21 protein-coding genes and 1 tRNA gene are annotated in these 20,513 nt (G+C 67.6%); 6 read left to right on the top strand and 16 right to left on the bottom strand.

The annotated features are described in order from the left end of the window. Nucleotides 1–61 precede the first annotated feature (61 nt). The gene (locus LXB15_RS10080) at nt 62–1,237 is read left to right on the top strand and encodes an MFS transporter (protein ID WP_233952931.1); all 1,176 of its coding nucleotides are present in this window, start codon (nt 62–64) and stop codon (nt 1,235–1,237) included. A 6-nt stretch (nt 1,238–1,243) separates the two neighbouring features. Here LXB15_RS10080 and LXB15_RS10075 read toward each other — a convergent pair whose 3' ends face one another. From LXB15_RS10075 to LXB15_RS10050, 6 genes are all read right to left on the bottom strand, one after another. After that, nucleotides 1,244–2,224 carry a carboxylesterase gene (locus LXB15_RS10075; protein WP_233952930.1) on the bottom strand — a complete coding sequence of 327 codons (981 nt, stop codon included), beginning with the start codon at nt 2,222–2,224 and terminating at the stop codon, nt 1,244–1,246. 97 nt (nt 2,225–2,321) lie between these two features. Next, entirely contained in the window at nt 2,322–3,260 is a 939-nt protein-coding gene (locus LXB15_RS10070; protein WP_233952929.1) for an ornithine cyclodeaminase family protein, read from the bottom strand. Beyond that, on the bottom strand, nt 3,257–3,808 hold the full coding sequence (locus LXB15_RS10065) for an N-acetyltransferase (RefSeq protein WP_233952927.1): 552 nt from the start codon (nt 3,806–3,808) through the stop codon (nt 3,257–3,259). The genes LXB15_RS10070 and LXB15_RS10065 overlap by 4 nt, the downstream gene beginning before the upstream one ends. 4 nt (nt 3,809–3,812) lie before the next feature. Then, on the bottom strand, nt 3,813–4,658 hold the full coding sequence (gene sseA, locus LXB15_RS10060) for a 3-mercaptopyruvate sulfurtransferase (RefSeq protein ID WP_233952925.1): 846 nt from the start codon (nt 4,656–4,658) through the stop codon (nt 3,813–3,815). Between the two features lie 109 nt (nt 4,659–4,767). Next, nucleotides 4,768–5,472: an alanyl-tRNA editing protein gene (locus LXB15_RS10055; RefSeq protein WP_233953122.1), complete on the bottom strand. Its 705-nt coding sequence runs from the start codon at nt 5,470–5,472 to the stop codon at nt 4,768–4,770. 38 nt (nt 5,473–5,510) lie between these two features. After that, the gene (locus tag LXB15_RS10050; RefSeq protein ID WP_233952923.1) at nt 5,511–6,557 is read right to left on the bottom strand and encodes a cysteine synthase A; all 1,047 of its coding nucleotides are present in this window, start codon (nt 6,555–6,557) and stop codon (nt 5,511–5,513) included. Between the two features lie 292 nt (nt 6,558–6,849). On the opposite strand from LXB15_RS10050, the gene LXB15_RS10045 reads away from it, so the two are divergent. The 3 genes from LXB15_RS10045 to LXB15_RS10035 all read left to right on the top strand — a co-directional run bounded on the left by LXB15_RS10045 (nt 6,850) and on the right by LXB15_RS10035 (nt 8,781). Next, nucleotides 6,850–7,407 (top strand): hypothetical protein, encoded by a 558-nt coding sequence (locus LXB15_RS10045; protein WP_233952922.1) that lies wholly within the window; start codon nt 6,850–6,852, stop codon nt 7,405–7,407. Between the two features lie 183 nt (nt 7,408–7,590). Continuing rightward, complete coding sequence (locus tag LXB15_RS10040) at nt 7,591–8,058, top strand: hypothetical protein (protein ID WP_233952920.1); 468 nt, start codon at nt 7,591–7,593, stop codon at nt 8,056–8,058. 9 nt (nt 8,059–8,067) lie between these two features. Further along, nucleotides 8,068–8,781 carry a class I SAM-dependent methyltransferase gene (locus LXB15_RS10035; RefSeq protein WP_233952918.1) on the top strand — a complete coding sequence of 238 codons (714 nt, stop codon included), beginning with the start codon at nt 8,068–8,070 and terminating at the stop codon, nt 8,779–8,781. Here LXB15_RS10035 and LXB15_RS10030 read toward each other — a convergent pair. From LXB15_RS10030 to LXB15_RS10010, 5 genes are all read right to left on the bottom strand, one after another. Next, nucleotides 8,764–11,955: an adenylate/guanylate cyclase domain-containing protein gene (locus tag LXB15_RS10030; RefSeq protein ID WP_233952916.1), complete on the bottom strand. Its 3,192-nt coding sequence runs from the start codon at nt 11,953–11,955 to the stop codon at nt 8,764–8,766. The genes LXB15_RS10035 and LXB15_RS10030 overlap by 18 nt on opposite strands. A gap of 146 nt (nt 11,956–12,101) precedes the next feature. Further along, nucleotides 12,102–12,290: a hypothetical protein gene (locus LXB15_RS10025; RefSeq protein WP_233952915.1), complete on the bottom strand. Its 189-nt coding sequence runs from the start codon at nt 12,288–12,290 to the stop codon at nt 12,102–12,104. A 115-nt stretch (nt 12,291–12,405) separates the two neighbouring features. Then, nucleotides 12,406–12,678, bottom strand: a complete 273-nt coding sequence (locus tag LXB15_RS10020) for a hypothetical protein (protein WP_233952914.1) — start codon at nt 12,676–12,678, stop codon at nt 12,406–12,408. Between the two features lie 122 nt (nt 12,679–12,800). Beyond that, nucleotides 12,801–14,270 carry a deoxyribodipyrimidine photo-lyase gene (locus LXB15_RS10015; protein ID WP_233952913.1) on the bottom strand — a complete coding sequence of 490 codons (1,470 nt, stop codon included), beginning with the start codon at nt 14,268–14,270 and terminating at the stop codon, nt 12,801–12,803. Between the two features lie 129 nt (nt 14,271–14,399). After that, a tRNA-Asn gene (locus LXB15_RS10010) sits at nt 14,400–14,474 on the bottom strand. Between the two features lie 125 nt (nt 14,475–14,599). Here LXB15_RS10010 and LXB15_RS10005 point away from each other — a divergent pair. After that, on the top strand, nt 14,600–14,995 hold the full coding sequence (locus LXB15_RS10005; RefSeq protein ID WP_370640201.1) for a hypothetical protein: 396 nt from the start codon (nt 14,600–14,602) through the stop codon (nt 14,993–14,995). Nucleotides 14,996–15,002: 7 nt separating this feature from the next. Here LXB15_RS10005 and LXB15_RS10000 read toward each other — a convergent pair whose 3' ends face one another. Both LXB15_RS10000 and LXB15_RS09995 read right to left on the bottom strand, forming a co-directional pair. Next, complete coding sequence (locus LXB15_RS10000; protein ID WP_233952912.1) at nt 15,003–15,275, bottom strand: hypothetical protein; 273 nt, start codon at nt 15,273–15,275, stop codon at nt 15,003–15,005. A gap of 77 nt (nt 15,276–15,352) precedes the next feature. Next, nucleotides 15,353–15,646, bottom strand: coding sequence for a hypothetical protein (locus LXB15_RS09995; protein ID WP_233952911.1), 294 nt, complete (start codon nt 15,644–15,646; stop codon nt 15,353–15,355). Nucleotides 15,647–15,758: 112 nt separating this feature from the next. Between LXB15_RS09995 and LXB15_RS09990 the strand changes: the two genes are divergently transcribed. Next, nucleotides 15,759–16,736 (top strand): LysR substrate-binding domain-containing protein, encoded by a 978-nt coding sequence (locus tag LXB15_RS09990; RefSeq protein WP_233952910.1) that lies wholly within the window; start codon nt 15,759–15,761, stop codon nt 16,734–16,736. A 77-nt stretch (nt 16,737–16,813) separates the two neighbouring features. Here the strand turns inward: LXB15_RS09990 and LXB15_RS09985 are convergent, their stop codons facing one another. The 3 genes from LXB15_RS09985 to LXB15_RS09975 form a co-directional block, all read right to left on the bottom strand. Then, complete coding sequence (locus LXB15_RS09985; RefSeq protein WP_233952909.1) at nt 16,814–16,951, bottom strand: hypothetical protein; 138 nt, start codon at nt 16,949–16,951, stop codon at nt 16,814–16,816. A 262-nt stretch (nt 16,952–17,213) separates the two neighbouring features. Beyond that, entirely contained in the window at nt 17,214–17,774 is a 561-nt protein-coding gene (locus LXB15_RS09980) for a hypothetical protein (RefSeq protein ID WP_233952908.1), read from the bottom strand. 16 nt (nt 17,775–17,790) lie between these two features. Then, entirely contained in the window at nt 17,791–19,887 is a 2,097-nt protein-coding gene (locus LXB15_RS09975; RefSeq protein ID WP_233952907.1) for a YadA-like family protein, read from the bottom strand. Between the last annotated feature and the right edge of the window lie 626 nt (nt 19,888–20,513).

Below are 20,513 nucleotides of genomic sequence, written 5' to 3'. Positions count from 1 at the left end.
CCGAGGCAGAGCGGATGACCATCGAGCATATCGGCCCGCGGCCGGAACGGGCGGTGGTGCCGTGAGCGCCATCGTTGTTCTCGCCATCACCTATGTGCTGTCGCAGTTCTTCCGGTCCTTCCTCGCCGTGCTGGCGCCGGTGCTGTCCGCCGACCTCGGGGTCGGCGAGGCGGCACTGGCGACGGCGTCGGGCGTCTGGTTCATCGCCTTCGCCCTGATGCAGTTCCCGGTCGGCTGGTCGCTCGACCGCTACGGTCCGCGCCGCACGACCTCGCTGCTGCTGCTGGCGGCTGTCGCTGGTGCCATCCTGTTCTCGCTCGCCCAGGGACCCGCCGCGATCGTCACGGCCATGGCGCTGATCGGCATCGGCTGCTCGGCGGTGCTGATGGCGGCGTTCTACATCCTGGCGCGGCGTTTTCCGCCGCGCCGCTTCGCGATGTTCGCCTCCTGGATCGTGGCGTTCGGCCTCTCGGGCGGCGTCCTCGGGTCGGCGCCGCTGGCTCTTGCCACCGAGACCTACGGCTGGCGCGCCGTCATGGCGGCGCTGGCGGGTATCACGCTCGCCGCGGCCCTGGCAGTCGAAGCGCTGGTTCGGGACCCGCCGGCAGCCAGCGCCCCGGGCGGAAGCGGCTCGCTGCTGACGCTGTTGAAGACGCGCCAGCTCTGGCCGCTGATGGCCATCGCCTTTGTCGCCTACGCGCCCGCCGCCAATCTGCGCGGCCTGTGGGCCGGCCCGTTCCTGGCCGACGTCCACGGTTACGACATCGAGTCCATCGGCCGGGCGACCTTCGTCATGGCGATCGCGCTGATCCTCGGCACGATCACCTACGGGCCGCTCGACGTGCTGTTCAACACGCGCAAGCGGGTGCCGTTCGTCGGCATCATGCTGACCGGAAGCATTCTCGCCTGTCTTGCCGCCACCAGCGGCGGCTCCGCGACGGTCGCGGTCATCCTGATGACCGGGGTGACGTTCTTCGGGGCCGGCTATGCGCTGATCATGGCGCATGCAAGGGCGATGGTGCCGGCCCATCTCATCGGCCGCGGCGTCACTTTGATGAACTTCTTCTCGATCGGCGGGGCCGGGGTGATCCAGTTCCTGTCCGGCGGCGTCTTCGCCACCGCCGCGGCCCGGACGTCGCCGGAGAACGCCTACGCCATCCTGTTCGGGTTCTACGCGCTGCTGCTCGCCGGCGGCCTGACCGCCTATTCCTTCAGCCGCGACATGCGCACGCGATAGGCCGGTTCAGCCGGGCGGAGGGGCCTCGATCCACGCGGTGATCCGCGCGGCGACGTCCGCCGTCGTCTGCGGCGAGAGGATGTCGCCGGCGAGAACGTGATTGGCCGGATCGCCGCTGCCGGTGACCTCCACGGCTTCGGCCGGGCCGGCCCATTCCGCGACCACCGCTTCCGTCGCGGCCGGGTCGACGATCGCGTCGCGCGTCGAGTAGAGCACCAGCAGCGGCGTCAGCACCGCCTGGAAGTCCGCCGAGCGCGCCGCCCGCAGCAGCGCGCCCATCGGGGCGAGCGCGCCGATCGGATAGCGCGTCGTCCAGTTCTCGGCCTGCGCCGGACTGGCGGGCTCGAACCCGTAGCTGTCGCCGCCGAGGAGCGGCAGGATCTCGCGGGCGAAGGGCAGGTCGAGCACGAAGGACCAGCGGTCGAGCAGCCCGAAATTCGGCGAGATCAGCACCAGCCCGGCGACGTCCTGCATGAAGCCACCCTCGGCGGCGGCGGTGGCGGCGAGCGCCGCGCCGGTGGAGGTGGCGATGATCACGACGCGGTTGCCGATCGCCCGGCCGATGGCGACCGCCTCGGCGAGGTCGTTGACCCAGTCGTTGACCGTCGCCTGCTCCATCGCCGCGCCGTCGCGGCCATGGCCGGAAAGGCGCGTGTAGAAGAGGTTGGCGCCGAGCGCCCGGGCGACGTCGTCGGCGAGCGGGCGGGTCTCGCCCTTGGCGGCCGAGAACCCGTGCACGTAGACGATCGCCAGCGGCGTGCGGGCCTTCGATGCCGGGAACGCCCAGACGATCTCCTTCTGCGCGTTCGGCCGCAGGTTCGGCACGTCCGCCTCGGTGCGGGCGAGATAGGCGTCGGGATCGTTGCCGATCACCGCCGGATCGAAGCTCGAGGCGAGGTCGGCCGGCTCGCGCGGCCCGGCGAACCAGACGGCCGCAAGGCTCAGGGCGAGAAGGAAGACGAAGACGACGACGAGGCGAAGGATCACGGGAAACCGTCCGGTTGGCGGCGGAAGGCCCGAAGCTCTATCGCGTCTCGGCCGCCGGCGAAACCGCCGCCATGACGTTCGCGCGTCTGCCGCCTCTTCAGCCTAGTGCCGTGACGGTGCGGCGGATGAGGTCGGCGACCATCAGGTCGAGATGGGCGCCGCCGCCGTTCTTGAACACCGTAATGGCGTCTGGGCCGCTGCGGCCGACCTTGCCGGAGACGAGTTCGGCGAGGTCGCCGCGAATGGCGGCGGCATCGATCACGCCGCGCCGCAGCGGGATCTCGATCTCGCCGATATGGCCGATCGTGGTGCGGCGGGAATCGACGAACAGCTCGCCCCGCGTCAGCACCGCGTCGTCGGCTTCGCGCATGTCCGGCCGGTAGGCGCCGATCAGGTCGACATGGGTGCCCGGGCGAAGCCACGCTCCCTCGAGGAACGGCTCGACCGCCATCGTCGCGGTCGAGACGATGTCGGAATCGGCAACGGCGGCCGGAAGATCGGTGACGGCGCGGACGGCGATGCCCTCCGCCTGCCATTCGGCCGCCAGCTGCGCCGCCTTCTCCGGCGTCCGGTTCCAGATGCGGATCTCGTCGAGCCCCGGAAACACCTCCCGGTAGGCCGCGACCAGCGAGCGCGCCAGGGCGCCGGCGCCGCAGATCAGCAGGCGTCGCGAGTCCGGCCGGGCAAGCAGCCGCGCGCCGAGCACCGAGTCGCCGGCAGTTTTCCATTTGGTGACGAGGATGCCGTCGACCAGCGCCACCGGCGCGCCGCTCGCCTCGTCGAACACCAGCACGCTGCCCTGCACCGTCGGCAGGGGCGGGTCCTGGCGGGGATTGTCCGGATAGACGGTGACCGATTTCAGCGCGATGCCGAGGCCGGGGATCCAGGCCGCCCGGTTGAGCAGGCTTCGGCCGTCGCTCGACAGCAGCATGTCGCCGATCTCCGGCGCCGGCAGGCGATGGCCCGCGGCGATCGCGTCGGCGACGCTGGTCCAGGACAGCAGCCCGTCGGCGTCGGCGAAGGCGATCACCCTCACGGCGTCGTCGCCGGGGTCCGTGCGGCGGTCGGCACGATCGCCGGCGTCTGGACCTCGCGGGTGGCAAAGGGACGGAACCCGTGCTTCAGGTAGAGCGGCAGCGCCGCCGGATGGTCCAGCGTGTTGGTCTCGATCGAGACGCAGGTGATGCCCGTCGAAAACCCCGCCCGGATCGCCTGCGACAGCAGGAAGCCGGCGAGGCCGCGGCCGCGGAACCCCGGCATCACGCCGAGATGCACGATGCGCGACTCGCCGATCGCCGGCCGCGTCTCGATCTCGAACCAGCCGACGGGCGCCGCACCGCTCGAGGCGACGAAGATCCGGATGGCGGGGCCGTAGATCTCGCGGCGCAGATCCTCGTCCGGCAGCAGCCGCGAGGTCCAGTGATGCGGCTCGCCGACGGCCCGGTAGAGCGCGCGGTAGCGCTCCAGCGGGATCCGCGGCACCTCCTCGACGACGATCGGCTCGGGGAAGGAGGGCGGCGGGACCATGTGCTCGGGCGGATTGCTGAGCTGCAGGCTGGTCACCGTGGTGGTCAGGAGGGGCATCGCGTCAGCGCCCGGTCTCGACGGGGGTGTCGGTGGCCGAGCCCCATTCGGTCCACGAGCCGTCGTAGAGCTTGACGTCACGGTTGCCGAGCGAGGCGAGCGCCAGGCTGAGCACCGCGGCGGTGACGCCGGAGCCGCAGCTGGTGACCACCGGCCCGTCCGGGTCGACGCCCGCCGCCGCGAAGGTCTCGCGCAGCGCCTCGGGCTGTTTGAGCCGGCCTTCGTCGGTGACGAGGCCGATGGGCACGCTGGCGGCGCCCGGCATGTGGCCGGCGCGGACGCCGGCGCGCGGCTCGGGCGCCTCGCCGGCGAAGCGGTCGGCGGGCCGTGCGTCGGCGATCTGCCGGCCGCCGCCCGCGACCCAGGCCTTCATCTCGTCCAGCGAGGCTACCGCATCGCGGTCGAGCCGGGCGTCGAACACGGCGGGCGCGGGCGAGGGCACCTCGGCCTCGACCGGCAGCCCGGCGGCCTGCCAGGCGGGAAAGCCGCCGTCGAGGAGGCGCACGTCCCTCGCGCCGAACACCCGGAACAGCCACCAGACCCGCGGCGCCGAGAACAGGCCCATGCCGTCATAGACGACAATCGTGTCGGTGTCGGAAATTCCCATCCGCCCGGCCGCCTCCGCGAAGACCGCCTCCGGCGGCAGCGTGTGCGGCAAATGGGAGGCCGGATCCACCACCGCGTCCTGGTCGAAGAACACGGCGCCCGGAATGTGCGCCTGCTCGTATTCGGCGCGGGCGAAGCGGTTCTGCGCCGGCAGGTACCACGAGGCGTCCACCACCGCGATGCCGGGCCGGCCGAGCGTCTCGGCGAGCTGCTCGGGGGTGATCAGGAAGGGGTTCTGCGTCATGGCGATGGTCTCGTGTCGGGTGCGCCGGGCTTTCGGCTGGGGCCGGCGGCGCGGATCAGCATAGTCGTGCGGAGGGCGGGAGCGGAAGGCAGTTCGGCGCGGCTATTTCTCAAGCCGGGAGCGGGCCGAAGCGGATCCGGAAGCGGCGGTTGATCTTGCCCTTCTTCTCGATCTTGCCGATGTGGATCTCGCCGACCTCGCCGGTCTCCTGCACGTGGGTGCCGCCGCAGGGCTGGGTGTCGACCGAACCGTCCTCGCCGATGCAGACCAGCCGGATCCGGCCGGTGCCGCGCGGCGGGCGGACGTTCGCCGACTTCACCAGGCCGGGATTGGCGTCGAGTTCGGCGTCGGTGATCCAGCGCGTGAACACCGGGTGATTGTCGCTCACCAGCTGCATCATCTTGGCGGTGATCTCGGCCTTGTCGGCGGACGCGTCCGGAATGTCGAAATCGACGCGGCTCTCGTCCTCGCCAACGGCGGCGCCGGTGATCGGGAAGGGGCAGACGACGCTGAGCAGATGGCAGGCCGTGTGCATCCGCATCAGCCTGTAGCGGCGCTTCCAGTCGACATGCAGCACCAGCGTCGCGCCTGGCTCCGGCAGGGCGGCCCCGGCTTCCGCCAGCATCAGAACCGTCGTCTTGTCCGGGGCGTAGACTGTATCGACGACCCGGATCTGGCGCCCGTCCTCGGTCTCGACGAAGCCGCTGTCGCCGGGCTGGCCGCCGCCGGCGGCGAAGAAATTGGTGCGGGCAAGGACCAGGCCGGCAGGCCCGTCGCCGGTCGCCGGCTCGATCCGCTCGAGCCGGGCCTCCATCGTCGAGAGGTAGGAATCCTCCTGGTAGACGCGCTCCGTCACTGCTCGCTCACGCTCTCGTAGGGGATGTCGAATTCCGGCTTCGCCTCGATCCAGTCAGGGGTCGGCAGACCCTTCTCCCTGAGGAAGGCCGGGTTGAACAGCTTCGACTGGTAGCGGTTGCCGTAGTCGCAGAGCACCGTCACGATCGTGTGGCCGGGTCCCATCTCGCGTGCCATGCGGATCGCGCCGGCGATGTTGATGCCGGACGAGCCGCCGAGGCAGAGGCCTTCCTCCCGCACCAGCCCGAAGACGATCCGCAGCGCGTCCTCGTCCGGGATCTGGTAGGCGAAATCCGGCTTGAAGCCCTCGAGATTGGCGGTGATCCGGCCCTGGCCGATACCCTCGGTGATCGACGAGCCTTCCGCCTTCAGCTCGCCGTGGGCGTAGTAATTGTACAGCGAGGCGCCCATCGGGTCGGCGATGCCGATCTTGATGCGACCGGAGCGGCGCTTCAGGCCGATTGCCGTGCCGGCGAGCGTGCCGCCGGTGCCGACGGCGCAGATGAAGCCGTCGACCTCGCCGGCGGTCTGATGCCAGATCTCCTCGGCGGTGGTCACCACATGCGCGTCGCGATTGGCGACGTTGTCGAACTGGTTCGCCCAGATGGCGCCCTGCGGATGGGTGCGGGCCAGCTGCTCGGCGAGCCGCCCCGACAGCTTCACGTAGTTGTTGGGATTCCTGTAGGGGACCGCCGGGACCTCGATCAGCTCGGCGCCCATCAACCGCAGCGCGTCCTTCTTTTCCTCGCTCTGGGTTTCCGGAATGACGATGACCGTGCGGTAGCCGAGCGCATTGGCGACCAGCGCCAGGCCGATGCCGGTGTTGCCCGCCGTGCCTTCCACGATGATCGCGCCAGGGTCGAGCAGGCCCTTGTCCTCGGCGTCGCGGATGATCGCCAGCCCGGCGCGATCCTTCACCGACTGGCCGGGATTGAGGAACTCCGCCTTGCCGTAGATCTCGCAGCCGGTCTCCTCCGACGCGCGGTGGAGACGGATCAGCGGCGTGTTGCCGATGGCATCGAGGACGGAATTGTATCGGGGCATGGAGGACTCGGAGATCACGGGGCAGGGAACGCTGCCGCGAACCTATGGTCGGGCGCGAGGCGAGGCAAGCGGACGATCCGGCGACAGCGCGTCCCCGTGGCAGTAGGCGGTCTCAACAACAGTGACTCGGCACGCGAAACGCCGGCCGCGTGCAGCGGGGCCGGGTCGGTCCGAGCAGGAAGAGTTATCTCTCTGCAAGAAAAATTAAGATACAGTCTTTGACATGCCCTTGCGTCATGATATGTAAGCTTCGTTTCCCAACCCTAAGCTATGCAACGCAAGGAGGCGTTCCATGGGTAAGATAATGCAAGAGGATGATGTCTACATCAATAACCTCTTCGAGCTGCTGAATCTTCGTTTTGCGCCCCCCCAGGGCTACGGCGAGGACGATTTCGGTGGGATCGAGGAGATGGTCGCGCTGCAGAAAGAGTTCAGGATCTTCCGGGAAGGGCGGAGCCTGCGGGACAGTGCCGCGATCATGAATTTGGGCGGTTTCTGGAACACCCGCGCAAGGAACCGCTGGTATCGGGTTCTTGCCGATCTGAACTCCTACGAGTCGAATATCGACGGGGTGAACGGCGACGAAGCCATTGTCGCTTCGCTGATCAGGAACCTTGCTTCCAGGACGCCACTGCCCGTGTATTTCAAGGCGCACGATTCTCGCGTCGAAGGAATGCGGCGGGTCTTCGTGGAGAGTGGTCCAATCGAAGGCTTCTTCATCGACGTTCCTTACCTGACAATTTCGCTGCCCATGCGGCCAAGAAATTCCGCACGGCCAGAGAACGAAGCGGCCAACTCGATTGTCGCGGCGCAGTCTCCGGCGCCTGCGAGTATCTCTCTCAACGCCTGAGGCATCGGGAATCGAACTCCCTGCTTAAGGACGGCGGCAGGATCGGAGTATCAAGGCCAAAAACCTTGTCGCCGTTCTTCCTGCGAAATTGCTAGCTGATCGCCCCGCGTCACGAAGTCCGATCGGCGTTTTCCAAGTGACTTGTCGATTCCACAAGGAAGAGGGTTTCCAATGGGAAGGATCATGGGAGAGGATGATGTCTACATCAACAACCTCTTCGAATTACTGAATATTCGCTTTGCACCGGCGCAGAGCGGGGCGCCCGAGGAATACGGCGGGATCGAGGAAATGGTCGCGCTGCAGCAGGAATTTGCGATCTTCCAGAAGGGCCGCAGCTTCCAGAAAAGCGCCGCCATCATGAATCTCGGGGGCTTCTGGAACGCCCGTTCGAAGAACCGCTGGTACCAGATGCTGGCGGATCTCAATACCTACGAGTCCAATATCGAGGGAATGAACGGCGACGAGGCGATCGTATCCTCGCTGATCGAAAATCTCGCTTCCGCAAAACCGCTACCGGTCTATTTCAAGGCCCACGATTCCCGCGTCGAGGGACAGAAGCGGGTGCTGATCGAGAAAGGCCCGGTGAAGGGCTTCTTCATCGAGGCTGACTACCTGATCATCTCGCTGCCCATGAAGCCGCGAACCGCCTAGGTCGGTCGGGTGGACGGCACCGCAATCGAACCCGGTGGCAGGAAAGGCCTGCCACCGCACACCGGACCGGGCGCGGAAGGCGAAGACACGTTCGCCGATCTTCGCGAGACGGTGGACGCCTATTATTCCCGCCGGCTCGCGCGCTTCGGTCCCACCCCGCTCGGGGTCGACTGGAGCTGCGTGCCGACGCAGGAGATGCGGTTCGTGCAGCTACTCAAGCTGTGCGACTTCTCGACCTCTCGGAAGCTCGTCCTCAATGACCTTGGCTGCGGTTATGGGGCGCTACTGGCCTATCTCGGCTGGCGCCATCCCGGCGTCGCGCTCGATTATCTCGGCGTCGACCTGTCGGCGGCGATGATCGCGCGGGCGAAACGCCTGTGGCGCGGCCAGGCGGGGATCGCCTTCGCAACCGGCAGCGAGTGTCCGCGCGTCGCGGACTATTCGGTCGCCAGCGGCATCTTCAACGTCGCGCTGGATGCGCCGCGAGAACGCTGGGAGGCCTATGTGGGCTCCGTCCTCAGCCATCTGCGGGCGACCAGCCGGATCGGCTTCGCGGTCAATTTCGTCGCGGCTGAGCCGTCGACGGGATCGCTGAAGCCGGGCCTTTATCGAACGTGTCCCGATCGATGGATATCCTACTGCGAGTCCGAATTAGGGGCCGGCCGCGTTGAACTTGTAACGGCATACGGAATGCGCGAATTCACTCTACTTGTGTCCGTATAGCGGCACGTCCCGGCATCTGGCGATCTGCTCCAGCGCCAGTCCCAGCCCCGGCTCGAAGCAATGGGCACCGGTCTGCTGGATCATGTCATCGACTTGACCGATAAGGGTTTCAGCTTCCCAGAATTCCGCCGGATTCCCGAGCGTCAGCAGGGCAATCGCCTTGACCAGCGTGGCGCGAAGCTCGGGCATGCGCGCTGTCAGGTCTCTGGCAGCAGCGATCGCCCGATCTGCGGCAGCAATGGCCTCGATTTCGTGGCCGGCCTGCAGGTGACATTCTGCGTAAGCGGCCAAGGCGTCGGCCTTGAAATCCCGCGCCGCCTTGAGCGACCCCATCAAATCGAGCGCTCTCTCAAGTTCCTGGAGGGCTGTCGCGTGATAGCCCGCAATCGCCGCTGCAAGACCGCTGCAGTAATGGCGAAAGACCAACAGATACGGACTGCCATGCCGCTCTGCGAGCGCGGCGACGGAAGCGGCGTGTTCGGCCGCCAGCGACGCGTCATGCTGAAACCAGGCAAGATCGATCATGCCGAGATGCGAGATGAACAGCACGGTCGGATCGACGAGGGCCGGCTCGAGGGAGAGCATCTGGTCGAAGCAGGCCCGCGCCTCGTCCGGGCGGCCGAGATGGACGAGGATGCGGCCCCTGAGGCTGAGCACCCAGTGCTCGACATTGTAGCCGAGGAACTGGTGGTCGAAGGGCTCGATGGCCGGGATCCGCTCGAGCGCGGCGTCGTTGGCCGCCAGCGCCTTGGTGAACAGGCCCGCCCATCCATAGGCCTGGCTGAGCGAGGCGTTGAGCGTCGCTTCGCGACCGCGGTCGCCGGTCGGCTCCACCAGGGCCAGCGCCCGCTCGATCTGCGCGGCGTAGTCGTCGGCCGGGCCGCCACTTGCCCCGGCCAGCCGCGCCTCGACGAAGAGCAGCAGCGCGACCATCGCGTCGTCGGTCTGGCGGGCGATCTGCAGCGCCTCCGCCAGGTAGGGCCGTGCTTCCTCGACGGTCACGCCCTCCCGCCAGCCGAGCCAGGCGATCTGTCCGCTCGCCAGGATGCGTAGCGAGTCGACCTCCGGGGAGCGGGGTTCCCCGAGCAGCATCGTGCGGACCTTGCGCCAGCGCTTGATGGCCTCGCCGGTGCTGGTCGCGCCGACCCAGCGCGCTGCCCGCGCGCCGAACGTCGCAGCCGCGAGCGTATGGCCGGCAGCCTCGTGATGATAGGCGATCAGGGCCGCGTCCTCGTCCAGCCGGCCCTCGGAGTAACGCTGCATCGCCTCCGCCACCGCGGCGTGGAGCGCTGCCCGGCGCGACTTCAGCTGCGTCCGGTAGGCGACCTCCTGGATCAGCGGATGGCGAAAGGCATAGCAGCGGCCGCCGGCGCCCTGCTGGGGCTCGAGCATGTCGGCATCGCACAGCCTGGCGAGGGCCGTCCCGACGTCCTCCCGCGGCACCTCGGCGACGCTCTCCAGCACATCCAGCGGGAACTGCTTGCCGATGGTCGCGCCGATCTGCAGCACGGCGCGCTCGACCGGGTCGAGACGGTCGATGCGGGCGCCGATGACGTCCTGGACGGTCGAGGGCAGGGCGTTGTCGTTGGCAGGCGAACCGAGCGTGTAGCTCCCGGGAGAGCCGAGCAGCGTGCCGTTCTCCGACAGCGAGCGGACCAGTTCCTCCATGAAGAAGACATTGCCGCCGCTGCGTTCGGCGACGCGGCGGTGGATGTCCTTGAGTTCCGGCCGCGTGCCGACCAGCGTGTCGAGAATCGCCTCGGTTTCCCTGTCGCTCAGCTCGGCGAGGAAGATCTTGCGGTAATTCGGCGATCGCATGAACGGCGCGCGATAGCCGGGACGGTAATTGAAGATCAGCATGGTCCGCGTGGACTCGACCGCCTCGACCAGGGTGGCGAGGAATTCGCCGCTTGCCGCATCGGCCCAGTGCAGGTCCTCGACGATGATCACCGACGGTTCGCGGCCGATCTGCCGGACCAGGTTGCGCAGGATGTCGAGCAGCCGCGCCTGCCTTGCCCGCGGGCTCGGCAGGAAGCGATGCTGCTCGTCCGCCAGTCCGAGGAACTCCTGCAATAGCAACTGGTCGGCCTCGAAGGTCGCGCCGATCTCGGTCAGCCGTTCGGCGATGCGGCGGCGGGTGACGGCGACGTCGTCGGAGGAGGAGATGCGCAGGATCGTGCGCAGGAAATCCAGCGCCAGCTGCAGCGGCGTCGCATGGCCGTAGGGCTGTGCACGGGCCTCGTAGACGGTCAGGCCCCGGCCGCGGCACCATTCGGCGAACTCGTAGCAGAGCCGGCTCTTGCCGCTGCCCGGCACGCCTTCGATGCCGGTGATCCAGGTCTCGCCGCGCTCGGTCGCGGCCAGCGTGTCGCGGAGCGCGCCGATCTCGGCTTCCCGGCCGCAGAAGGCGGTCAGCTGGGTGCCCCGGAACTCCCGGCTGGCCGGACCGCGCCGGCGGGCCAGCAGCTGGAACACCGACACCGGCTCCGGGATGCCCTCCAGCCTGCGGGCGCCGAGCGACCCTGTGACGAAGCTCGAACGGATGAGCCGATGGCTTTGTTCGGAAATGCAGATTCCGCCTGGATCTGCGATGGCCTGTAGCCGGCTGGCGAGGTGAATGGCGACGCCGTGCGCGTCGCGCCGGCCCTCGCGGTCGCCGGCCGAGCCGAAGACCACTTCGCCGGTGTGCAGGCCGACGCGGATCTTCAGCCCGTCCTCGCGCCGGGCGAAGGCCTGCTGCAGCTCCAAGGCCGCCTCGCAGGCCAGAAAGGCATGCCCCTCCTGGGCGCGCGGGGCGCCGAACAGCGCGAAGATGCCGTCGCCCATGGTCTGCACGACGGTGCCGTCGAAGCGCGTCACGGCGTCGCACATCGCTGCGATGGCCGGCCGCAGGCGATCCATCGCCTGCTCCGGGTCGAGCCGGGCCAGCAGCCGGGTGGAACTGACGATGTCGGCGAAGAGGATCGTCGCCTGCTTGAATTCGCCGCCCCCGGTCAGCCTGGTGCTGGCGGCAGGGGGGCCGCCGGAAAGCCGCGTGCCGCAGGCGCTGCAGAAGGTCGCCGTCGCCGAGCTCTGCGCCGAACAGTTCGGGCAGACGACGACCAGCGACCCGCCGCAGCTCGCGCAACGGGTCTCGCCGTCCGGATTCTCGGTGCTACAGCTGGGGCAGCGCATGATTTTCTAGCTGCGATGACGATACGTAACCCGGGCAAATGACGCCTTTAGCCGGAGCCTGTCAACGTCGCGGCGCACACCGCGCGACGGGCTCGCAGTGCGCCCGGGACCATGGCCGGCCGGGGCGCTCGCTGTCCGGTTGCCGGTTATTCCCGGTAGTGGGCTTCCGAGAGGATGCGCCGCAGCTCGATGATCGCCGCGAGCCGACCCTTGTGGAATTCGCTCGTCGGCGCCTGGTGCGCGTCGGCCTCGATGCGGCGCTCTAGCGAGTCCAGCACATGGGCGACATGGTCGCCGGAATAGCTGTCGAAGAGACGCGGTTTGCCCGTGTCCATCGCGGTTGCCTGTACTTCCTGCCGCGTGCCGGCGCTGCCGTCATTGCCTCGGACGACACCGGCGGCTGTGTCTCGCCGCTCCGGCTCGGCCCGCCGTGGTGGGAGCATCTCGTGCCTATTTGGCCGGCGCTGCCGCTTCGGCACCCTGCCGATAAGGCGCGAACGGCTCGCTTTTGAAGATTTCCTCGATTTCCGAGAGGGTGAAGGACGCATCGTCCGTGTCGATCGACAGGCTGTAGCGGGGCGTCTCGTCGCCCTGCATCACGTGGCAGATGGCATCCGCCAGCGTGTCGAAGCGCTGATGCGCCAGGCCGCCCTTCGGAAGCACGCGCCGGGCGGACCTCGCCCAGAAGATGTCCGCGGGTAAGGTGAAGTCGATATCGTCCATGCCGGTGCTTGTCCCTGCTGTTGGCGACACGCCCGACTCAGCTGAGCGGCGCGACGGATCCTCTCCCTATCTAGGGGACCCGTGCCGCATTGTCGCGTCGGCTGCTCCGGCACCCCGGCCGATCACGCCGCTCCGCGTACCGCGCTGTAGGCCGAGAGGGCACGCGCACGCGCCTTGCCGTGGTCGACGATCGGCGCCGGATAGGTCTTGCCGAGAACCACCCCCGCCGCTTCGAGCGTGCCCGCCGCGGCTTCCCAGGGCGCATGGATGGCGCGGGCCGGCAGGTCCTTCAGCTCCGGGACGTACTGGCGGATATAGGCGCCGTCGGGGTCGAACTTCTCGCTCTGGGTGACCGGGTTGAAGATCCGGAAGAACGGCTGCGCGTCGGCGCCCGAGCCGGCGATCCACTGCCATTGCGCGCTGTTGGACGCGACGTCGCCGTCGACCAGCGTGTCCCAGAACCATTCCTCGCCTTTCCGCCAGTCGATCAAGAGGTCCTTGGTCAGAAACGAGCCGACGATCATCCGCACCCGGTTGTGCATCCAGCCGGTCTGCCAGAGCTGGCGCATGCCGGCGTCGACGATCGGATAGCCGGTCATGCCCTTGTGCCATGCCCGCAGGGCAGTGGGGTCCGATTCCCAGGGGAACCGGTCGAAACGGGCGTTGAAGTTCCGGCTGCCGAGCGGGCCGAAATGGTAGAGCAGATGATAGCTGAAATCCCGCCAGGCGAGCTCCTTGCGGAAGGTGCGGATCGCCTCCGGCCGGATCGTCTCGTCCTCGGCGGCGTGGCTGCTTGCCGTGTGCCAGAGGCGGTAGGGCGAGATCTCGCCCCAGCGCAGATGCGCCGACATGCGCGACGTGGCGTCGATGGCCATGCGCTCCCGCCCGTCGTCGTAGGTGCCGAGACGCTCCTCGCAGAAGGTCGCGAAGCGCCGCTGCGCCGCCGCCTCGCCGATCTCCCAGAACGCTGCCAGCCCGCCCGACCAGTCGGGCCGGGTCGGACGGAGCTGCCAGTCGGCGAGTCGGTCGGAGCGCGGCCATTCATCCGGCGCACGCAGGCGGCGCGGCGCGTCGATCGGATCGCGCGGCTCGGTCTCGGAGATGTTCTTCCAGAACGGCGTGTAGACCTTGTAGTAGCCGCCGGTCTTCGTCGCGACCTTCTCCGGCCGGTGCAGGATGTTCGCGGTGAAGCCCCTGACGGCGACGTCGCCCGAGAGGGCGTCGGCCACGGCCTTGTCGACGTCCCGCCCGGCCTCGTCGTAGCGCCGGTTGAACAGGAGAGCGCCGGCGCCGACCGACCGGATGACGTCAGCCACCTCGACGTCGGCCCTGCCGCGGCGAAGCATCAGATCCGCCCCGATTGCCTGCAGCGACCGGGCAAAGGCCTCCAGCGAATAATGCAGCCACCATCGATGTGCGCCGCCGAGCGGGCGGATCCCGGGAGATTCCTCGTCGAGAACGTAGAGCGGCACCACGGGCCGGCCGGAATCGGCGGCCTCCGCCAGCGCGGGATTGTCGTCGAGACGCAGGTCGTCGCGCAGCCAGACGACGATCGGCCGTCGGTCGTTCGTCTGTTGATCGTCAGTGCTCATGCCGCTCCCTCTCGTCGCCGCCTAAGCTGTGGCAGGCGCGGGGAAGGGCGAGGCGGGTGCGACAAAGCGTTGCCCGCCGCCGGCGATTCGCGGCAGACGTGACGTCCGATCAGCGATGAAATTGGAAGGTGGCTCCCCGGGCCGGATTCGAACCAGCGACCGATCGATTAACAGTCGAGTGCTCTACCACTGAGCTACCGGGGAATACGCATGTCTCAGCGTTGGCGTGCCTATAGCAAAGCTGTACCGGGCTTGCCAAGCCGCGCGGGGTAAAAAACCGGGCCTGCCAGCGATCCGCCATGTTTTGTTCCGGCGCCTGCCGACACCATGTGACAGGCAACGACGAATGGAAGGACGGGCAGGCGCCCGGCGTAAGCATGTCTGATCGCGAAAGGGAGCCGATGACGCCCGGTGCAGGGCCGCAGAGTATCCGGCTTTTCGGCAGGGCTTTCGTGCTGCCCGCCAACCGGGCGACGCGCGTCGGCCTGGGCATTGCCCTGATCGTCGGGGGCATTCTCGGGTTCCTGCCGATTCTCGGCTTCTGGATGGTCCCGCTCGGCCTGATCATCCTCTCGGTCGACTTCGCCGCGGTGCGCCGCGCCCGACGCCGCACGACCGTGCGATGGGGCCGCTGGCGGGCCAATGGCAGGACGAAGGGCAGTGCCCCGGACCTAGGCTCCGACGTTGCCGGCCCGGCACGCGAACCCGGCCGCCGCGCGGACTGAGGGTCCATCAGCGTAGCCGGGTCGGCCGCCAGATGACGATTCCCGGCCGGCGGTCCCGCTCGATCTCCTCGGCGCTCACCTCGCAGTCGCGCTGCCGGCATTCGCGGCAACGGAACGGCAGGCGATCCAGCGCAAGCCCGGGATCGGTCACGCTGGCGAGGTCGCTCGCCAGGAACGACGCCGCATGGCCGCATCCCCGGCACCGGGCCGTCACCAGCATTTCCGCCCGGGCGGCTTCGCCCACAGTCCGTTTCGCCACCATTCCCGCGAACTGGAACAAACCAGGAACATCGTCAAGCCAGAAAAGGCGCTCCGGGGGGAATTACCCGGAGCGCCTGATTCTAACTCGCTACGCCGTCAGCGGTCGGTCTTCTCCACGGAGCGCTTCCAGGGGGGCGTCCAGGGACCGGCCGCCTGGAGCGGTGCCCGGCTGTCGATCTCGACGGTGGCCCCGGTCTTCGACTGCGCCTGCGACTGTGACTGGTAGGCCAAAGGACGCGGCGTCGTGGAATCCTTCGTCTCGGCGTTCCGGTCGGTGGCGTAGAAATTGCCGAAGATCCCGTCGCCCGTCGAGGCGAACTGCGCGGCGGCCGGGTTCACGGCGCCGACCACGACGGCAAGGCTGGCTGCGATGAGCGGAAGCGTCTTCATGATGATCGTCCTTTCGGTTTCGCACCGGCGATGGGCTGGCTCGTAGCCACCCTTCTTCTCGCGTGCGGTGCAACAGAGTTAATCCCCTCCAAATCGTCCCGGTAGGTGTGGCTTGCAGGACTTGCCGTTCCACTGGCAGAACGACGTCATGACCAGTCTCGACGACATGCTCTACTTCGAAGCCGTGGTACGCCACGGCGGTTTTGCCGCCGCGAGCCGGGCGCTGCGCATCCCGAAGTCCAAGCTCAGCCGCCGCGTCGCCGGCCTGGAGCGGCGGCTCGACGTCCGGCTCCTCGAACGCTCGGCCCGACGCCTCGACATGACCGCCGTCGGGGCGGCGTTCTATGCCCACTGCCGCGCCGCGATGAACGAGGTCGAGGCGGCCGAGGAGGTCGCCCAGGCTCTCAACGCCGAACCGCGCGGCCTGGTGCGGGTCGGGTGCCCGCCGGGCTTCGGCGAGGAGACGCTGGCGGGGGTGATGCCGGCCTTCTTCGCCGCCTTTCCGAAGGTCCGGATGCAGCTTCTCGTCTCGCTGGAGCAGGTCGATCTCCTTGCCGAGCGCGTCGATGTGGTGATCCGCGCCAACCCCGGCCTGGACCAAAGCCGCGACCTCATCGCTCGCCGGCTGGGACCGGTCGGCATCGTGCTGGTGGCGAGCCCGGAATTCCTCGCCGCCCATCCGCCGATCGCGGCGCCGGCGGACCTCGCGGCAGTCCCCACCATCACCTACGCCAAGACCGCCGATCACGACGTCTGGGAGCTCTACGACCGCGACGGCGTGCCCACGCGCGTCCGCCACGAGCCGCGGATCATCTGCAACGAGTTTGCGGTGCTTCGCGAAGCGGCGGTCGAAGGGCTCGGCGTCGCGATACTGCCCGAGGCGCTCTGCCACGAAGCCCTGGCTTCCGGCAGGCTGCGGCGGGTACTGCCGGCGTTCCATGCGGGCGATACGACGATGCACATCCTGTTCACGTCGCGACGCGGCATGCTGCCGGCCGTCAAGGTGCTCGTCGACCACCTGATCGCGACGCTGCCGGAAGCCATGCGGCTGAAACGCCAGGCCCTGCGGTCGCATCTGCCGGAGGCCTGACCGCGCCCCCGCGGCTTTTCCGGCGGGTCACGCGACACGACTTGCCCGAAGTCGCCGGCGGGGAAGGCCGGAAGCCGTCAGTGATGGAAGCTGTCGTCCCAGCCATTGTCGTTGGCCGGGGACTTCGACCGGCTGTCGAACGGGTCGTGACGGTCTTCGGGGCTCAGCGGCGGCTTCTTGCGCGGGGCTTCCGGCTTGACGTTGTCGGTTTGCATCGGCTTGGCTCTTCGGAAGATCTCGGATGATCTCCTCTAGCGCGATCGCAAAGAGCGATGGTGTTAGCCGCGTCACACCGCGCCAAGCAAAAGCTCAACTGACGGATTTTGCAGGCGTTTCGGCGATCAATCTTGGTGAACGGCGATCACCGCCCGTGAAGCGCAGGGTGGATTGACTCGCCCACCGGTGGCAGAAGTGGGCCCACGGCGTGCACAAGATCGAATTCAACTTTCATGGCTTGGGACGAGTTCGGCTGGAGCGCTACGGTTGCTGCTTTGGCGGCGCGCTCTCAGCCTCGTTATCCGGCTGCGACCTCTTTGGCGCGGGAGCGGTCGTGACGGCTATCGAGGAGACGCGCCAGCGGTTAGCGACGTTCTCGAACGTCAGATCGAAGTCTATCTCCAAGGGCTGGCTCGGGAAAAAGCCTACCAGATGCAACTGCTTTTGCGCGTCGAGGAACGGTGCGGTGGAGAGTTGGGGCGTGATGACGGCGGTGGCCGTCAGGTCGACTCCTGTCCGCTTCAGGGGCTGGAAGTTGAAAGCCAAGTCGGCCGCCGTGCTTTCCTCGCGAAAGCGCGGCGAACCGAGATCCCTCAGCACGGTGAAGTTACCCGTCTCGACCGCCTGATGCAGCGCTGTCATTGTGCTGCGCACGAGGTAGACCGACTGCGCGGCGTTCGCGGGCCAGCCGGCTGCGGCGTCCGGCGTCTCCACCTTCTCATCGCGCGCCTGTTCCTGGGCGAGAGACGGCGTGCCGGCGCAGACGACTAGCGCCGCTGCCAGAATGGCCATCCGCCTTCTCAGGAACATTGTGATCATCATTCTCCGCCGGTCCGGGCTACCAGCTCATCCTGACGCCAACGCGGCCCCCGGTGAGGTGTTGATCCGGATCATAGGCGACGCCGCCGTTGACCTGGAGGCGCGAATTGATGCGCGCACCGGCGCTGAGCGCGAAGGCGTTGGCCCCTTCGAACGCGCCCCAGTTTATCGTGGTCACGAAATTCTCATCCGGCAGTACCGTTGGCGCACCGGCAAGGGCCATCGCCATTGCGACACCAGAATTGGCGTGCTTGCCTACGTTGTCGATGCGGGAGCTTAGGCGGTCCAAATCGCTTGCGCTTGCAAAGCCGAAATCCCAAGGGCTTGCGGACGCGAGGTTTCCGCCCGGATCGGTGGTGACGATGCTGACTGCGCCCGCCTGCGCAGCCGTGCTGGCTGCGGACGTGATACCCGGCGCTGTGTAGGTGTTTCCTGCGGTTCCAAACACCTGCTGATTCTCGCGCGAGGCCACCGCGCCTGCGCCGTAGGCGGACGAGCCGGCGTACCCCGCGCTCGCACCGGCGCCTACTGCAACGGCACCGGCGCCGCCCGCAGATGCGCCTTGACCAATTGCGACGCCGCTTGCGCCGGTCACCCTCGTAGCGTTGCCGAGCGCAACGGCATTGGCCGCGTTGACTGAGCTGCCCGTGCCGATCAGCAATGAGCCGGAGGCACTAGCGGTGCCCGCGAGAACGTTGTTCGAGCCGAAGACCTTCACGTCATCACCGAAACCGACCGTGTTCGCGGCGTTGACGGTGTTGTCGTCACCGTAGACGAAGGTGCGGTTGCCGTTGACTAGGTTGGGGTCGCCGATGGCGTAGGTGCCATCTCCGTTAACGGTATTGCCAGTGCCGAAGGCACCGCTGCGGTTCCCGGTTACGATGTTGTTGGAGCCAACGACTGTGGAGTCGTCTCCCTGCGACTGGTTGTTGGTGCCGCTGGCATAAGCGTTCGAGCCGCTCGCAGTGCTCCCTGAGCCTGCCGCGGTGGAATTGGAACCGCTGGCGGTCGGCTGCGTCCCAGAAGCGGTTGTGACGTAATAGAGCGGCGTGCCGCTGCCTCCCCCGGAAGAGGGCGGCGTGCCGCTGCCTCCCCCAGAAGAGGGTGGCGTGCCGCTGCCTCCCCCAGAGATGCAGGCGAGGTCGCCCGAGGCGTTTGTGCCGATGCCCGATGAACAACCCTGGAGTGACGCGAAGCGGATGGAGCCGACGACGTCGAGCCCCGCGACGGGCGCGTCAGTGCCGATTCCAACATTGCCGGCCCCGTCGAGGGTCAGGCGGGTGACCCCGTCCGTGGCGAGCAGGAGCCTGCCGCCGTTGCCGGAAGTGGAATGAGCATTGATCATCGAGGTGCCGGTGCCGTAGGTCGCGCCGAGATAGCCGACGTTCAGCCCGTCGCTACTGGCTGCAGAGGAAGTGCCTATCGTTACAGACGTGTCGGCGCTGGATGCTCCGTATACATGCAGCTCGCTGCCGGGGGAGGCCGTTCCGATGCCGACGTCACCGCTGGCTGCGATGTCGAGGCTGCTAGTCGGCGCGCCCGGCCGGATGCGGAAAGGAAGTCGGCTGCCGCCTGTCAGGTCGCGTACGAAGAAATTTGCCTCGTTGGCGCCGATGTCCCAAGTCTGGGCCGTGAAGCCGCCCGCGTTGGTCTGCTCGAGGCGGATCGCAGGCGTGTCGCTACGCGCGATGTGCAGCCCGAGGGCCGGAGTGGACGTTCCGAGGCCGAGGTTTCCCAAGCTGCTGACGTGGAGTGCGTCCTGCGGCGCGCCGGCGTCCACGCGGAAGACCATCCTACCGGACGTCGCATCCTGGATTCCGAAATAGCTGGCGCCGCCGGACACCGAATCGTTTGCCACTAGCGCCCAGTCGTTGGCAGCAAAGCCGGCAGACGTGCTCGTGTCGTCGAAATAGATTCGTGTGTTATTTTCCTTTACGACAATCGTGTTGAAGCCAAAGATTTCATTGTCTACGCAGTCGAGCCCGACACATAGGCTTCCTTGGACGATCTGGTCGTCCGGTACGACTTGGTCAGCATAGGCTCCGGCAACCGGGATGAAGAGCGCCGCAGCGCCTGCGCATAAAGCTGCACATCCGCGAACTGTGACCTGCCGCAAAACCCGACCCTCCCCATGGTCACCACTGTACGCAACTGAAGGCGTCAATAACCTGCTCGGTACAGTGCCTCAAAAAGTTATGTGCAGAGAGCATATCTCTCGCAAGTATCATCGTTGCGGCGAAAACGCTTTAATCCCGGGTGTGTTCAGTTCACATCGCCGGTCGTGCCGAATCCTGATCTCTCATTCGCCATTGTTCGGACGAATGGCTTGCAATGCGGCGGGCGGGAGCAGAGCGCTCGATCGGCCCGATCTCAGGGGAGGGGTGTATGGGATGGGAGAGCCGTGGTCGGCGCCAACGGTGCAGTTCATCTCGCCTTGACGCGGGCCGCAGGACAGAAACGGGCCGCAGGACAGGAAGAAGTGCCGTCGTGCGGCAGACCTTCGACCCCGATCTTGACGAGGATTCCATGTTGCACATCGCTCGCCAGCTCCGAACAATCATCAAGCTCGCCATCGCCGCGGTGCCACCAGAGACGCGGCAACGCTGCGCCAGAAGCGGCCGCGCGTGTCTTGGCAGGACTACGGCTTAGCTCAGGCAGAGATGGCTGAGGCGATCGCGGCGGCTGTGGAACCGCGCTTCGTGATAGCCGAGCAGCCGTTCGGTGAACGTCTCGCGCCTGCAC

The sequence above is a fragment of the Aurantimonas sp. HBX-1 genome, assembly GCF_021391535.1.
Classification (GTDB): domain Bacteria; phylum Pseudomonadota; class Alphaproteobacteria; order Rhizobiales; family Rhizobiaceae; genus Aurantimonas.
This window is presented reverse-complemented; position numbering and strand designations above follow the sequence as displayed.

Coding starts and splice junctions, on each gene's coding strand:
- LXB15_RS10065 (WP_233952927.1), bottom strand. CDS start 3,808: ATGCCCCTCCTGACCACCACGGTGACCAGCCTGCAGCTCAGCAATCCG.
- sseA (WP_233952925.1), bottom strand. CDS start 4,658: ATGACGCAGAACCCCTTCCTGATCACCCCCGAGCAGCTCGCCGAGACG.
- LXB15_RS10055 (WP_233953122.1), bottom strand. CDS start 5,472: ATGGAGGCCCGGCTCGAGCGGATCGAGCCGGCGACCGGCGACGGGCCT.
- LXB15_RS10050 (WP_233952923.1), bottom strand. CDS start 6,557: ATGCCCCGATACAATTCCGTCCTCGATGCCATCGGCAACACGCCGCTG.
- LXB15_RS10045 (WP_233952922.1), top strand. CDS start 6,850: ATGGGTAAGATAATGCAAGAGGATGATGTCTACATCAATAACCTCTTC.
- LXB15_RS10040 (WP_233952920.1), top strand. CDS start 7,591: ATGGGAGAGGATGATGTCTACATCAACAACCTCTTCGAATTACTGAAT.
- LXB15_RS10030 (WP_233952916.1), bottom strand. CDS start 11,955: ATGCGCTGCCCCAGCTGTAGCACCGAGAATCCGGACGGCGAGACCCGT.
- LXB15_RS10025 (WP_233952915.1), bottom strand. CDS start 12,290: ATGGACACGGGCAAACCGCGTCTCTTCGACAGCTATTCCGGCGACCAT.
- LXB15_RS10020 (WP_233952914.1), bottom strand. CDS start 12,678: ATGGACGATATCGACTTCACCTTACCCGCGGACATCTTCTGGGCGAGG.
- LXB15_RS10015 (WP_233952913.1), bottom strand. CDS start 14,270: ATGAGCACTGACGATCAACAGACGAACGACCGACGGCCGATCGTCGTC.
- LXB15_RS09995 (WP_233952911.1), bottom strand. CDS start 15,646: ATGAAGACGCTTCCGCTCATCGCAGCCAGCCTTGCCGTCGTGGTCGGC.
- LXB15_RS09985 (WP_233952909.1), bottom strand. CDS start 16,951: ATGCAAACCGACAACGTCAAGCCGGAAGCCCCGCGCAAGAAGCCGCCG.
- LXB15_RS09980 (WP_233952908.1), bottom strand. CDS start 17,774: ATGATGATCACAATGTTCCTGAGAAGGCGGATGGCCATTCTGGCAGCG.